Source organism: Streptomyces sp. NPDC052012 (assembly GCF_040689265.1).
Taxonomy (GTDB): domain Bacteria; phylum Actinomycetota; class Actinomycetes; order Streptomycetales; family Streptomycetaceae; genus Streptomyces.
The window spans coordinates 251,743-265,312 of sequence record NZ_JBFAXA010000006.1; the positions used below are offsets into that span (position 1 = coordinate 251,743).

13 protein-coding genes are annotated in these 13,570 nt (G+C 71.8%); 2 read left to right on the forward strand and 11 right to left on the reverse strand.

Annotated elements, in window-relative coordinates:
• Positions 1-69 precede the first annotated feature (69 nt).
• Positions 70-327, forward strand: a complete 258-nt coding sequence (locus AB0412_RS14495) for a hypothetical protein (RefSeq protein WP_366402939.1) — start codon at positions 70-72, stop codon at positions 325-327.
• Positions 328-337: 10 nt separating this feature from the next.
• Here AB0412_RS14495 and AB0412_RS14500 read toward each other — a convergent pair whose 3' ends face one another.
• From AB0412_RS14500 to infC, 9 genes are all read right to left on the reverse strand, one after another.
• A complete protein-coding gene (locus AB0412_RS14500; RefSeq protein ID WP_366402888.1) occupies positions 338-877 on the reverse strand; it encodes an NUDIX hydrolase in 540 nt (179 codons plus the stop codon).
• Between the two features lie 152 nt (positions 878-1,029).
• Positions 1,030-2,370, reverse strand: coding sequence for a transcriptional regulator (locus AB0412_RS14505; protein ID WP_366402889.1), 1,341 nt, complete (start codon positions 2,368-2,370; stop codon positions 1,030-1,032).
• A 446-nt stretch (positions 2,371-2,816) separates the two neighbouring features.
• The gene (gene pheT / locus AB0412_RS14510) at positions 2,817-5,330 is read right to left on the reverse strand and encodes a phenylalanine--tRNA ligase subunit beta (RefSeq protein WP_366402890.1); all 2,514 of its coding nucleotides are present in this window, start codon (positions 5,328-5,330) and stop codon (positions 2,817-2,819) included.
• On the reverse strand, positions 5,330-6,451 hold the full coding sequence (pheS, locus tag AB0412_RS14515) for a phenylalanine--tRNA ligase subunit alpha (protein ID WP_366402891.1): 1,122 nt from the start codon (positions 6,449-6,451) through the stop codon (positions 5,330-5,332). Before pheS ends, pheT begins: the two co-directional genes overlap by 1 nt.
• 138 nt (positions 6,452-6,589) lie before the next feature.
• Positions 6,590-7,726 carry an ATP-binding protein gene (locus AB0412_RS14520; protein WP_366402892.1) on the reverse strand — a complete coding sequence of 379 codons (1,137 nt, stop codon included), beginning with the start codon at positions 7,724-7,726 and terminating at the stop codon, positions 6,590-6,592.
• A 54-nt stretch (positions 7,727-7,780) separates the two neighbouring features.
• Entirely contained in the window at positions 7,781-8,629 is an 849-nt protein-coding gene (locus tag AB0412_RS14525) for an RNA methyltransferase (protein WP_366402893.1), read from the reverse strand.
• A 185-nt stretch (positions 8,630-8,814) separates the two neighbouring features.
• A complete protein-coding gene (rplT, locus tag AB0412_RS14530; protein WP_033531708.1) occupies positions 8,815-9,198 on the reverse strand; it encodes a 50S ribosomal protein L20 in 384 nt (127 codons plus the stop codon).
• Between the two features lie 100 nt (positions 9,199-9,298).
• Complete coding sequence (gene rpmI, locus AB0412_RS14535; RefSeq protein WP_003977225.1) at positions 9,299-9,493, reverse strand: 50S ribosomal protein L35; 195 nt, start codon at positions 9,491-9,493, stop codon at positions 9,299-9,301.
• A 111-nt stretch (positions 9,494-9,604) separates the two neighbouring features.
• Positions 9,605-10,243, reverse strand: a complete 639-nt coding sequence (gene infC, locus AB0412_RS14540; RefSeq protein ID WP_260828117.1) for a translation initiation factor IF-3 — start codon at positions 10,241-10,243, stop codon at positions 9,605-9,607.
• Between the two features lie 405 nt (positions 10,244-10,648).
• On the opposite strand from infC, the gene AB0412_RS14545 reads away from it, so the two are divergent.
• Positions 10,649-11,017 (forward strand): DUF1844 domain-containing protein, encoded by a 369-nt coding sequence (locus AB0412_RS14545; RefSeq protein WP_366402894.1) that lies wholly within the window; start codon positions 10,649-10,651, stop codon positions 11,015-11,017.
• A gap of 12 nt (positions 11,018-11,029) precedes the next feature.
• On the opposite strand, the gene AB0412_RS14550 is transcribed toward AB0412_RS14545, so the two are convergent.
• Together AB0412_RS14550 and AB0412_RS14555 are read right to left on the reverse strand one after the other, a co-directional pair.
• Entirely contained in the window at positions 11,030-11,761 is a 732-nt protein-coding gene (locus AB0412_RS14550; RefSeq protein ID WP_366402895.1) for an SseB family protein, read from the reverse strand.
• A 146-nt stretch (positions 11,762-11,907) separates the two neighbouring features.
• On the reverse strand, positions 11,908-13,545 hold the full coding sequence (locus AB0412_RS14555) for an alpha/beta fold hydrolase (protein WP_366402896.1): 1,638 nt from the start codon (positions 13,543-13,545) through the stop codon (positions 11,908-11,910).
• Positions 13,546-13,570: the final 25 nt, after the last annotated feature.

Below are 13,570 nucleotides of genomic sequence, written 5' to 3' on the forward strand. Positions count from 1 at the left end.
CGCCCACCAGGCGAGTTGACTCAACATGCGCATGCAAGGGACGTGAACGACTACGGAAAGGAGCGGTTCGTGACCGCCGATCCCGAGCATTCCGTCGTCCAGGGAGAACTCGCAGAGTTACGACGCCGGCTGGACGTGGCCTACGCCCGCGTCGAGGGCGGGCTGGCGCTGCTCTCCCATCGCACCGAGGAGACGGCCAAGGAGCTGGAGGATGTCAACACCCGCCTGACGACCCTGGAACACGCCCGCTGGCCCCTTCAGTCGGTCACGGTGGTCACCGCCGTGGCGGCCCTGGTCGTGGCGATCTGGCAGGCCCTCGGGCGCTAGTGCCGCGGCGCTAGGACGGGTCCTGGAGCCTGAGATGGTGCAGCAGGAGTAACGCCGCCGCCATGTTGGCGGCCGGGACCTCGCCGCGGGCGACCAGGTCGGGAACCACCTTCAGGGGAACCCACTCGCGGCGGTCCGACTCGAAGTCGTCCACGGGGTGGCCGACGTACTCGCCCTCCTCGGACCAGTAGATGTGGTGCCGGGCGTCGGTGAGCCCGTTGGACGGCTCCACGCTCATGAGGTGGTGCAGGGGGCCGGGTCGCCATCCGGTCTCCTCCTCCAGTTCCCGGGCCGCCGCGACGGCGATGTCCTCGCCGTCCTCGACCACGCCCGCGGCGAGTTCCCATCCCCAGCTGTCGGTGATGAAGCGGTGTCGCCACAGCAGCAGTACCTCGTTGGCCTCGTTGACCACCGTGGCCACGGCGACGGGCCGCAGCCGTATGAGGAAGTGGTCGAGATGCCGGCCGTCGGGTAGTCGGACATCCGCGAGATTGACGCTGAACCAGCGGTTTGAGTACACAGTCTGTTCGTTCTGTTTCGTCCACTGCACGGTTCTGCCACCTTCCGCCGAGTAAGGGGCAATATCGCAGCAGGAGCGGTCCGGCAGCAGGCGCACGGCAGACGCCCGCGGGGCAGCGGAAGGCGTGGCGGAGGCGCGGCACGGGCGCGGCGGCGAGCACCGGCCCCTGACGTGCGGCGGTCCTACAGCGGCACGCGCAGGGCCCCGTCGATCAGTTCGGCCGCCTCGGCGGTGCCCGCGCAGCCGCTGCGCACGAGGTGCTCGCGCACCGCGCGGAGTCTGTCGCGCAGCCGCTGCGACTCCATCCCCCGGGCCTGCTCGGCCATCTGGACCGCGATGGCCACCGCCTTGTCGGCGTTGCCCTGTCTCAGTTCGATGGTGCTGAGCATGGCGAGCCGGTGCACCCGGCCCCGGTCGTGCGCGGGGTTGTCCACGGCCGCCGCCGCGTGCTCGCCGGCCGCCGCGATCTCGCCGAGGCTCAGCAGCGCCTCCGCCACCTGGACGTTGACCAGGCCCGGCTGGACATAGCCGGTCTCGTCCGGTTCGTATCCGCGCCGGATGCGCTCGGCGGCCTGCTCGGCCCGCCGGATGCAGGACAGCGCGCTCGTGCCGTCGCCGAGGTGGGCGTACGCCTTGGCCTGCATCGCGTACAGGTCGGAGGCGAGCGCCGGGGTGATGTGCTTGCCCGCGGCGCGCAGCGCGGACTCGGCGAACGCGACGGCCTGCCGGTACTCCCGCATGAACAGCGACTGGTTGACCAGCAGCGCGATGACATAGGCGCCGAGGCCCCGGTCCCCGCTGGCCTTCGCCAGCCGCAGCGCCTGGTGGAAGTAGCGCTGGGCGAGTCCGTGCGCGTCGGAGTCGTAGGCGCAGATCCCGGCGATCGCCACCAACCCGCCCGTCGCCCGGTGCAGTTGGCGGCCGGTGGCGTCGGTGTAGCTGCCGCGCAGCAGCGGGGCGGCCTCGGCGTTGAGGAAGCCGACGATCCGGGCGCGGGTCGCGATGCCGCCGGCCTTGCGGTACATCTGCTCGTAGTGGCTGCGGGCGGCGCGCAGCATCGCGAGGTCGCTCGCGGTGACGCGGTGCCGGCCGCCGCGGGAGACGTCCACGTCCTCCGGCGGGTTCTCCCACTCCCACACCGGCATGACGGCGGGTGTGCCGGTGACGGCGGGCGCGCCGAGGATGTGGGGGCGCTGCTGCTGGTCGGAGCGCCACAGGGCGGTGGCCCGCTCGACGAAGCCGGACAGGGAGCCGGTGTGCGGGGCGGACGGCTCACCGGGGACGCCGAGGCCGATGTCGTCGAGGGTCACCGGGCGGTGCAGCCGGGCGGCGAGCACCTCGCAGATCAGGTCGGGCACCTGGCCGCGGGGCCGCTGGCCCTTCAACCACCGTGCGACGGCGGTGTGTTCGTATCTGAGGGACAGTCCACGTGCCCGGCCGGCCTGGTTGACGTGCGCGGCCAGGCCCGCGTGCGAGATCCCGGCCTCGTCCAGGATCGCGTCGAGCAGAGTGTTGGGCTGCATATCAGGCCCCCCGGGTGGCTCGGTGCCCGACAGCGTACTGGCACCACGTTCACACGGGGTGTGAACGGAGTGCTCGAATCCGCAGGGTGCGCGCACTGTCGCGGAGAGTTTCCAGCCGGTTGACTGAAATGCCTCGCAAGAGGCCGGCCGGGCCGCCGGCTCCCCCTCGTACAGTGCGGCGGCCCGCTTCCACGCCGTCCGCCCAGCTGCCTGCCCGACACTCCGTGGCGGGGCGGACGGCTCCGCCGGTTACGCCGGTTGACCGATCGCCGTTGGGGCAAGGGCGCGTTGTCGACTGCGGATGCGCTGTGGCCGTTCGCGCAGTTCCCCGCGCCCCTTGAGGGGGTTGCGCTGAACGTGCCTTTCAGGGGCGCGGGGAACTGCGCGACAAGCCACTACGCACCCGCGGTCGCCGTACCACCGCAGCCCCCCGCCCCTTAGGCGCCCTAACTCCGCAGCACAGCCCCCGTACGCTCACCCGCGAGGGCGACCGCCGCATCCCGCGCCGCCGACGCCTCGTCAACCGTCAGCGTCCGGTCCCCCGCCCTGAAGCGGAGCGCATACGCCAGGGACTTGCGGCCCTCGCCCAGCTGCTCGGCGTTCTCGTAGACGTCGAACAGGCGGATGGACTCGAGGAGTTCACCGGCACCGTCGCGCAGCGCCGCCTCGACATCCGCCGCCGGCACGAACGCGTCGACGACCAGCGCGACATCCTGCGTGGCGACCGGGAACGTGGAGATGCCCGGCGCCATCGGGGTGTCGTCGCCGACCTGCTCCAGGACGTCGAGGTCCAGCTCCATCGCACAGGTGCGCGCGGGCAGACCGAGGGTCTTCACCACGCGCGGGTGCAGCTCACCCGCGTGACCGGCGACCCGCTCCGTACCGTCGACGGTGACCACCAGCTCGGCGCACCGGCCCGGGTGCCACGGGCCGTACTGGCCCTTGCGGACGATCAGTTCGGCCCCGGCCTCCCGGGCCACGGTCCGGGCCGCCTCGACCGCGTCGGCCCAGTCGGCCGGACGGCCCTTGCCCCACCAGCCGGCCTGCTCACGGGCCCCGGCGAGGACCACGGCGACATGCCGCGGCTGGTCGGGCAGCGCCGCGTCCAGCCCGGCGAGCTCCTCGTCGGTCGGCCGCCGGTCGACGGGCAGCCGGACGGCGGTCCGCTGCTCGTCGCGCGGGTGGAACACCAGCCCGGTCTCGAACAGCGCGAGGTCGTGGCTGCCGCGTCCGTCGTTGCGGCGCAGCGCGCCGAGCAGGCCCGGCAGCAGCGAGGTCCGCAGCGCGGGCTCCTCGTCGCTGAGCGGGTTGGTCAGCTTCACCACGCGGCGGGCGGGGTCGTCGGCGTCCAGGCCGAGCTGGTCGAAGACCTGCTCGCTGACGAACGGGTAGTTCGGCGCCTCGACGTATCCGGCCCCGGCCAGCGCCCGGCCGATCCGCCGGTGCAGCCGCTGACGGTGGGTCAGCCCGCGTCCGGCGGGCGGCTTGGGCAGCGTGGAGGGCAGGTTCTCGTAGCCCTCGAGCCGGATGACCTCCTCGGCGAGGTCGTTCGGGTCGGTCAGGTCGGGCCGCCAGGACGGCACGGTGACGATCAGCTCGTCCTGCCCGTACACGTCGCAGCCGACCTCCTGGAGGCGGCGTACGACCGTCTCCCGGCCGTAGGCGACACCCGCGACCTTGTCGGGGTGGTCCGCCGGGATGGTGATGGTCCGCGGCGCGGTGGGTGCGATGACCTCGGTGACGCCGGCCTCGGCGGTGCCGCCGGCGAGCAGCACCAGGAGGTCGACCGTGCGCTGCGCGGCAGCGGCGGCGGCCATCGGGTCGACGCCGCGCTCGAAGCGCCGGGACGCCTCGGAGGACAGCTTGTGCCGGCGGGCCGTGCGCGCGATGGACACCGCGTCGAAGTGCGCGGCCTCGATGACCACGTCAGCGGTGGCGCTCTCGGCGGTGTCGTGGTCGGCGATCTCGGTGTTGGCGCCGCCCATGACACCGGCCAGGCCGATCGGCCCCCGGTCGTCGGTGATGACCAGGTCCTCGGGGTGGAGCGTGCGCTCGACCCCGTCGAGGGTGGTGAGCTTCTCGCCCGGCTCGGCGCGGCGCACGCCGATGGTGCCCTGGACCAGGGAGCGGTCGTAGGCGTGCAGCGGCTGGCCGAGCTCCATCATCACGTAGTTGGTGACGTCGACGGCGAGCGAGATCGGGCGCATGCCGACCTTCTGGAGCCGGCGCTGGAGCCAGATCGGGGAGCGCGCCTCGGGGCTCAGCCCGGTCACGGTGCGGGCGGTGAAACGGTCGCAGCCGGTCGGGTCGGAGACCTTCACCGGGTAGCCGTAGGCGTTCGGCGCGGGCACGTCGAGCAGGGCCGGGTCGCGCAGCGGCAGCCCGTACGCGGTGGCCGTCTCGCGGGCGACACCACGCATCGACAGGCAGTAGCCGCGGTCGGGCGTGACGGCGATGTCGAGGACCTCGTCGACCAGCTCCAGCAGCTCGATCGCGTCCTTGCCGATCTCGGTCTCCGGCGGCAGCACGATGATGCCCTTGCTGCCGTCGTCGCCCATGTTCAGCTCGTCGCTGGAGCAGATCATGCCGCGCGACATCCGGCCGTACGTCTTGCGCTCGGCGATCTGGAAGTCGCCGGGCAGCACCGCGCCGGGGAGGGCCACGACGACCTTGTCGCCGACCTGGAAGTTCCGGGCACCGCAGATGATCTCCTGCGGCTCACCGGTGCCGTTGGCCTGGCCGACGTCCACGGTGCAGAAGCGGATCGGCTTCTTGAAGCCCTCCAGCTCCTCGATGGTCGCGACCTGGCCGACCACCAGGGGGCCCTTGAGGTCGGCGCCGAGGTGCTCGACCGTCTCGACCTCCAGGCCGGCGGAAATGAGCTTGGCCTGGACGTCACGGCCGGTCTCGGTCGCCGGCAGGTCGACGTACTCCCGCAGCCAAGAAAGCGGGACCCGCATCAGATCTCCATCCCGAACGGCCGGGTGAACCGGACGTCACCCTCGACCATGTCTCGCATGTCCTCGACGTTGTGGCGGAACATCAGCATCCGCTCGATACCGAACCCGAAGGCGAAGCCGCTGTACTTCTCCGGGTCGACCCCGCAGGCGGTGAGCACCCGCGGGTTGACCATGCCGCAGCCGCCCAGCTCGATCCATCCCTCGGAGGAGCAGGTACGGCAGGGCCGGTCGGGGTTGCCGACGGACTCGCCCTTGCAGACGTAGCAGAGCATGTCCATCTCGGCGCTCGGCTCGGTGAAGGGGAAGAAGTTCGGCCGCAGCCGGGTCTTCATGCCCTCGCCGAACAGCGACTGCACCATGTGGTCCAGGGTGCCCTTGAGGTCCGCCATGGTCAGGCCCTCGTCCACGGCGAGCAGCTCGACCTGGTGGAAGACGGGGGTGTGGGTCGCGTCGAGCTCGTCGGTGCGGTACACCCGGCCGGGGCAGATCACGTAGACCGGCAGCTCGCGGTCGAGCAGGGAGCGGATCTGCACGGGCGAGGTGTGGGTGCGCAGCACGACGCCGGACTCGGTGCCGCCCCGGGGGCCCTGCACGAAGAAGGTGTCGTGCTCGCCGCGCGCCGGGTGGTCCGGGCCGATGTTGAGGGCGTCGAAGTTGTACCACTCGGCCTCGACCTGCGGGCCCTCGGCGACCTCGTAGCCCATGGCGACGAAGATGTCCTCGATGCGCTCGGACAGCGTGGTCAGCGGATGACGGGCACCCGCCACCACCCGGTCGTAGGGCAGCGTGACATCCACGGCCTCCTCGACCAGCACCCGCGCGTCGCGCTCGGCCTCGAGCTCGGCCTGGCGGGCGGCGAGGCCCTTGTTCACGGCACCGCGCGCCTGGCCGACCCGCTTGCCGGCCTCGGCCTTGGCGTGCGGGGGCAGGGCGCCGATCTCGCGATTGGCGAGGGCCAGCGGGGAGGCGGGGCCGGTGTGAGCGACCTTGGCCTCGTGGAGTGCGTCGAGGGAGTCCGCGGCGGCGAAGGCGGCGAGCGCCTCGTCCCGCATGCGCTCGATCTCTTCCGGTTTCAACGTCTCGACCTCGACAGGGTCGTACGACTTATTGGGTGCCGACATCTCTTCCCGTGCTTCCGATTGGCTGGCTGGAGTCCCCGTCACCGACTCGTCACCGACGCGTGGGCCGTGTGCAGGACACAAAGGTGCCAATGGCCGAGTCTAACGGGGTGGAGATACGCGAATGCGCCCGCGGGCTGCTCAGGCCAGGTAGGCCGGTGCCCCCACGGGCAAGGTAAATCGGAACTGGGCGCCGCCGCCGGGGGCGCGTCCGACCGTGATGGTTCCGCCGTGGGCCTCGACGATGCCCTTGACGATGTACAGCCCGAGGCCCGTCCCGCCGCGCTTGCTGCCCCGCCAGAAGCGGGTGAAGACGCGGTTCATGGACTCCTCCGGAATGCCGGGCCCCTCGTCGCTCACCGTGACCGACGTGCCGGCGTCCTCCCCCTCGCGGGGCGACGCCGTGGCCGTGACGTCAATCGTGACGGTTCCCTCGCCGTGGCGCACGGCATTTTCCAGCAGGTTGCTGAGCACCTGGTCGATCTTGTCGGGGTCGGCCCACAGGTCGGGCAGCGGCTGCTGGACACGGAGCAGGAACCGGTCGGCGGCCTGTCCGGAGGCGACGTAGGCCTGGATGTGCCGGGAGACGGCGGCGCCGATGTCGACGGGCTGGCGGCGCACCTCCAGCCGCCCGGAGTCGATGCGGGAGATGTCCAGCAGCTCGGCGATGAGCCGGGTGACCCGGTCGGCGTCGGCGTCGACGGTCTCCAGCATCAGCCGTTTCTGGTCGTCGGTGAACCGCTCCCACTTGGCGAGCAGGGTGGCGGTGAAGCCCTTGACCGAGGTGAGCGGGGAGCGCAGCTCGTGGGCGACGGTGGCGATCAGCTCGGCGTGGCTGCGCTCGGTGCGGCGCCGGGCCTCGGTGTCGCGCAGGGTGACGACGACGCGTCGCACGGGCCCCGTGGGCCGGGTGCGCACATAGCGCGCGGAGACGAGGACCTCACGGCCACCGGGCAGCAGCAGATTCCGCTCGGGCTGCCGGACCCGGATGGCGAGCCCGCCGTACGGGTCGGTCAGCTGCCACCAGCGCCGCCCCTCCAGGTCCTCTAACGGCAGCGCCTTGTCGAGCCGCTGTCCGAGGGCCACCTCGGCGGGGACGGCGGTGATCCGTACGGCGGCGGCGTTGAAGCAGACGACCCGCCCGTGCTCGTCGGCGACGACGAGCCCGTCGGGCAGCTCGTCGGGGTCGATGCCGAGGTCGGCGAGATCACCGGGCCGGGGCGAGGGCGGGCGTGCCGCCCCGTGCGGTCCCGCTGCCCTGCTCGTGCCGACGCTCATCCCCGTACCCCACCTCTCGGACTTCCTCAGGGGGTCCCCGAGCTGGTCACCCTACTAGTTTCCGGTGACGGAGCGGCACCCTCCGGCGGCGCGCTGTGCACGGGCCGACGCGTAGAGACATACGGCGGCGGCGGTGGCGAGGTTCAGGCTCTCGGCTTTTCCGTGGATGGGGACGCGGACGACGGCGTCGGTGAGGGCCCGGGTCTCCTCGGGCAGGCCCCAGGCCTCGTTGCCGAAGACCCAGGCGGTGGGCCCGCCCATGCCGCCCTTGTCGAGTTCGTCGTCGAGGTCGCGGTCGCCCGCCCCGTCGGCGGCGAGCACCCGCACCCCGGTCTCCCGGAGCCCGGCCACGGCCTGCTCGACGGGCACGCCGACGGCGACGGGCAGGTGGAACAGCGACCCGACCGAGGCCCGCACGGCCTTGGGGTTGTACAGGTCGACGGAGGCATCGGTCAGCACGACCGCCTCGGCTCCGGCGGCGTCGGCGCAGCGCAGCACGGTGCCGGCGTTCCCGGGGTCGCGGACGTGCGCGAGCACGGCGACGAGCCTGGGCCGGGCGGCGAGGATCTCCTCGAACGGCGTGTCCAGGAACCGGCAGACCCCGACGAGCCCCTGCGGGGTGACGGTGGTGGAGATGTCGGCGATCACCTGCTCGGAGGCGAGGTGGATCCGGGCACCGGCGTCGCGTGCCGCCCCGACGATGTCGGCGTACCGCTCCGCGGCCTCGGGCGTGGCGAACAGCTCGACCAGCGTGTCCCGATGTCCCACCGCCTCCCGCACGGCCTGCGGCCCCTCAGCGAGAAACAGCCGTTCCTTCCCCCTGAAATTCCGCTTGGCCAACCGCCGAGCAGCAGCAACACGAGAGGAACGGGGAGAGATCAACTCAGGCCCGACGGAGGACATCGTCTCTTTCACATCCAGGAAGAACTCAACGCACGGGATCTGCAACTCCCCAGGGGCGCGGGGAACTGCGCGACCAGCCACAACGAACCCGCAGCCGAACGACAACCGACGCGCCCCAACAACAGGACCCGCAGGCCGAAAACCTGCGGGTCCTTCAGTCACGTCGGCTCGAAGCCGGCGCAGCGTCACGCAGCCTTGGGCGCGTTCACATCCGCCGGCAGCGCCTTCTGGGCGACCTCGACGAGCGCGGCGAACGCCGTCGCGTCGTTCACGGCCAGCTCCGCCAGGATCTTGCGGTCGACCTCGATGTTCGCGGCCTTCAGACCCTGGATGAAGCGGTTGTAGGTGATGCCGTTGGCGCGGGCAGCGGCGTTGATGCGCTGGATCCACAGCTGGCGGAAGTCACCCTTGCGCTTCTTGCGGTCGTTGTAGTTGTAGACCAGCGAGTGGGTGACCTGCTCCTTGGCCTTGCGGTACAGGCGCGAACGCTGACCGCGGTAGCCGGAAGCCTGCTCGAGGATCGCCCGGCGCTTCTTGTGGGCGTTGACTGCCCGCTTGACGCGTGCCACTTGTTAACTCCTTGTAGCGGGGCCGTGGTGGTCTTCACACGGCCCGAATTCGATTGGGTCCCGGTCCTGACGTACGGCGCTCAGTGAGGGCGCCGGGGCGTCACTTGCCGAGAAGCTTCTTGATCTTCGCGGCGTCGCCCGGGGCCATCTCGGCGTTGCCGGTGAGGCGACGCGTCACACGGGACGACTTGTGCTCGAGCAGGTGGCGCTTGCCGGCGCGCTCGCGGAGCACCTTGCCGGAGCCGGTGATCTTGAAGCGCTTGCTGGCACCGCTGTGCGACTTGTTCTTCGGCATAGCGCCGTTCTCTCCTCGTCGGTGGCGCTCCGGTGCCCGGTCACGAAAACCGGGCACAGTGGAGCGTCGTACTTGTTTCGGTTGCTTCCTGGGACCTTGCGGTCCCCGGGATCACGCCTCGGCGGGCTCCTCGGCGGAAGCCTCGGCGTCCGCAGGGTTCTGCGAGCGGCCGGGGTTGGCCTTCGCGGAAGCCTTGCGGGCCTCCTGTGCCTGGCGGGCCTCGGCCATCGCCTCGGTCTTCTTCTTGTGCGGACCGAGGACCATGATCATGTTGCGGCCGTCCTGCTTCGGGTTCGACTCGACGAACCCGAGGTCCTGGACATCCTCCGCGAGACGCTGCAGCAGCCGGTAGCCGAGCTCCGGCCGGGACTGCTCGCGACCACGGAACATGATCGTGATCTTGACCTTGTCGCCCTGCTTGAGGAACCGGACGACGTGACCCTTCTTGGTGTCGTAGTCGTGCGGGTCGATCTTCGGCCGGAGCTTCATCTCCTTGATGACCGTGTGCGCCTGGTTCTTGCGCGCCTCACGGGCCTTCATGGCCGACTCGTACTTGAACTTCCCGTAGTCCATGAGCTTGCACACGGGCGGACGGGCGTTCGCCGCGACCTCGACCAGGTCCAGGTCGTACTCCTGCGCAAGCTCCAGTGCCTTGGCCAGGGGGACGATGCCCACCTGCTCGCCACTGGGACCGACAAGTCGCACCTCGGGAACGCGAATCCGGTCGTTGATGCGGGGCTCGGCGCTGATGGATCCTCCTCGGTAGCACCACGCGACGGTCTGGCGGACAGCCGCGTAACGTGTGTGTTCGTTAGACCTAACCGCGCCGGCGCAGAAAAAATGCCCCGGACGATCACAGGCGGGGCTCCTCGAACTACCGGAGCACCGCCGCGTCGATCACGGGGCGCGCTTTCGGGCGGAGCACTGTCGCCGGGACGGCGCCGCCTGACCGGTGACCCGCCGCCCGTGAGGGTGGCCAGGTGGGAGTTCGAAAGCCTCCACTTGTGGGCCGGGCACATACGCGTCCGGCCGGTCGCTGTCCATAGTACACCGCCAGGACTTGTGCACGACCCTCGGGGAAGTGCGCGCGACGGACCCGGCGTGCGCAGCGCCCCGCGGCGGAGCCCGGCGGCTGCGGGGCCTAGGGTATGGGGCATGAGTGAGACCCCTGCTGAATCCTCGGCGAATCCCGACTTCGACGCCATGGCCCGCGACATCGCCGAGGTACCGGCGGTCGAGGTGATCGTGACGGTCGCCGTCAACCTGATGAGCGCCGCCGCGGTGAAGCTCGGTCTGACCGAGGAGGGCGACAAGTTCAAGGACCTGGACGAGGCACGCAAGCTGATCCACGCCCTGGCCGGTCTGCTCGACGGCAGCGCGACCGAGATCAGCTCCTTCCACGCGGCCCCGCTGCGGGACGGCCTGAAGTCGCTCCAGCTGGCCTTCCGCGAGGCGTCCCTCGTCCCGGACGAGCCCGGCCAGGGCCCGGGCGAGAAGTACACGGGCCCGGTCTACGGCGGCTGAGCGCGGCCCGAGTCAACCCTTCACGTACAGGGGCTCGCCCGGTGGGGTGGTCCCGGCCGGCAGGACTGCCAGGTCGAGGCCGCGCACCAGGCGGGCCCTGAGTGTTTCGTCGGCGGCGAGCCGCTGCGCCACGGCGCGGGCCGTCTCGGCGGCGGGCGCGGCCGGGTCGAGGACGAGGGCCAGGGTGCCGTCGGCCTGGCCCGGTCCGAGGTGGGCGCGCAGCACGGCGGGTTCGGCGGCGACGACCGCGCGCACGGCCTCGGTGACCGCGGGGTCGGCGAGCGGGTCGGTGGTCGTGCGTCCCTCGGCGAGCGCGAGCAGCGCGGGCCCGGTCAGCTCGAAGGGCACGGGGCCGGCGAGGTCGAGGACGACGGTGTCCGCCTTCTCGTGCGCGGCGGCCTGCAGGGCCTGGTGCAGCGGCACGGCGACGGGGCGGGCCGCCGGGTCCCAGCGGGCGAGGGAGTCCGTGGAGGTGAAGGCGGGGAGCGCGGTGCGATGGCCGGCCTTCAGGGTGGGGACGGCCATGTCGCTGGTCTTCTCGCGGCGCATCCCGTTCTCGTCCTCCTCCACCTCGCCGAGCAGTGCCACGACCGGGACGAGCAGCCGGGCTCCCTCGAGTGCCTCGAGGACGGGCCCGACGGCGCTGCGGTCCTCGGCCCAGGCGGCGAGCGCGGCGCTCAGCCGGGGGTCGGCGGAGCCGTCGTCGTCGCGGAAGCCGGGGTCGGGGATGTTCTTGTTCGCCACGTCACCGACCCTATCGGCCACCCGCGGCGGGCTCGGAGCCGGTGGCGAGGTCGACGGACGGCGACGCCCGAGGGCGACCCCGCAGGTGGCGGTGGCGGTGCTCCGGCCTCACCACCGGCCGGCCGTTCCGCGGCGGCGCCGTCCGGTCAGCTGACGGTGTCGGCCGTCCCGCCCCCGCCGGTGGCGATGCCGCCGGTCGGCCTGGGGGTGGCGAAGGGGGCCCGGTCCTGCCGGCAGGTGGTTCCGGGCGGAGGGAGGATGCCGTCGACGAGGTAACGGCTCTCGTTGTTCTGGACGCAGCTGCTGGGGTTGAGCAGGGCGGTGTGCCCGTACCCGTCGTTGGTGAGCAGCCGGGCGTCGGCCAGTTCGCCGGCCATGGCCCGCGCGGCCGAGAGGGGGGTGGCGGGGTCGTGGGTGTTGCCGATCACCAGGACGGGGTGGTCCGTCGGCTTGTTCCACGGGCCCCGGTAGCGGTGGGCGGCGACCGGCCAGGTGGCGCATGCCACCGAGGCCCAGGTCCAGTGGCGTCCGGTGTCGCCGGTGCGGGCGGCGGTGGTCTCCGCGAGGGCGTGGTAGGCGTCGGGGTCCCGCGGATTGGGGCTGTCACCGCAGAGCACCGAGGTGGCCTGCTCCTCGCCCAGGTACGGATTCGGGTCCGGGACCGCCGGTCCGGGCGGGAGCGGCGACGGCTCGGGTGCGCGGCCCTGCCACAGGTCCTGCAGGGTGCGGGCGAGATCGGTCCACCCGGGATGTACCACGTACAGGCCGTTCACGACGGCGCCGACGGTGGCGGCGTAGGTCCACCCGTCCACGGGATCCTTCCGGAGCCGCCGCATCAGCCGGTCGAACTTGTCCCGGGTCGCCTCGGCGGTGCCGGCGGAGAAGGCGCAGCGGTCGGTGGGGGCGGCCCCGCACAGGGTGAGGAACTGCTCCAGTGTGTCCTGCGCGCCGCGGTCCGCGCCCAGACGCAGGAAGCTCGTGAGCGGGGGGTCCTCGTCGGAGGCGTGGTTCGTCCAGGCCTGCGGGTCCCAGTCGCCGTCGAGGACCATGGCGCGGACCTTGCCGGGGAACAGGTTGGCGTAGGTGGCGCCCAGGATGGTGCCGTAGGAGATCCCCAGGTAGGTGAGTTGCGGATCACCCACGGCCTGGCGGAGTCGATCGAGGTCGCGGGCGGTGTCGGCGGTCGAGACATGCCGCAGGAGTTCGGGGGCGCGCTGCTCACAGCGCCGGGTCAGATCCTTGTACGCGGCGAGGAAGACCCTCCGCTCCGCCTCGCCCACCGGGAAGTTCGCCGCTTTGCCCGCGTTCCACTCGGCGGCTTCCTCGGGGTTCGCGAAGCAGTTCACGGCGGTGCTGCTGCCGATCCCGCGGGGGTCCCAGCTGACGATGTCGAACCGCTCCCGCACCTCGCGGGGGAAGTACGCGTAGTTCTGCGGCATCTGCACCGTTCCGGGGCCGCCGGGGCCCCCGGGGTTGAAGAAGAGGGTGCCGATGCGCCGGCCGGGGTCGGTCGCCTTCCGCCTGATCACCGCCAGGTCGAGGGTGCGCCCGTCCGGATCGCCGTGGTCCAGCGGCATCTCGGCGGTCGCGCAGTCGAAGTCACTGCCCGGGACGCACTGCCTCCAGTCCAGCCGGGGGGCGGCGGCGCTGGAGGGCGTGGGAGCACCTCCGGCCGATGCGAGGTCGGGCCCGGCCAGTACCGTCGATCCGGTCACCAGGGCGGTGAGGAGGGCGGTACGACGTCGGTGGGCTGATATGAGTCCACGGATGCGCGGCAGGGGCATGGTCCGTCCTTCTGGCTGTACTCGG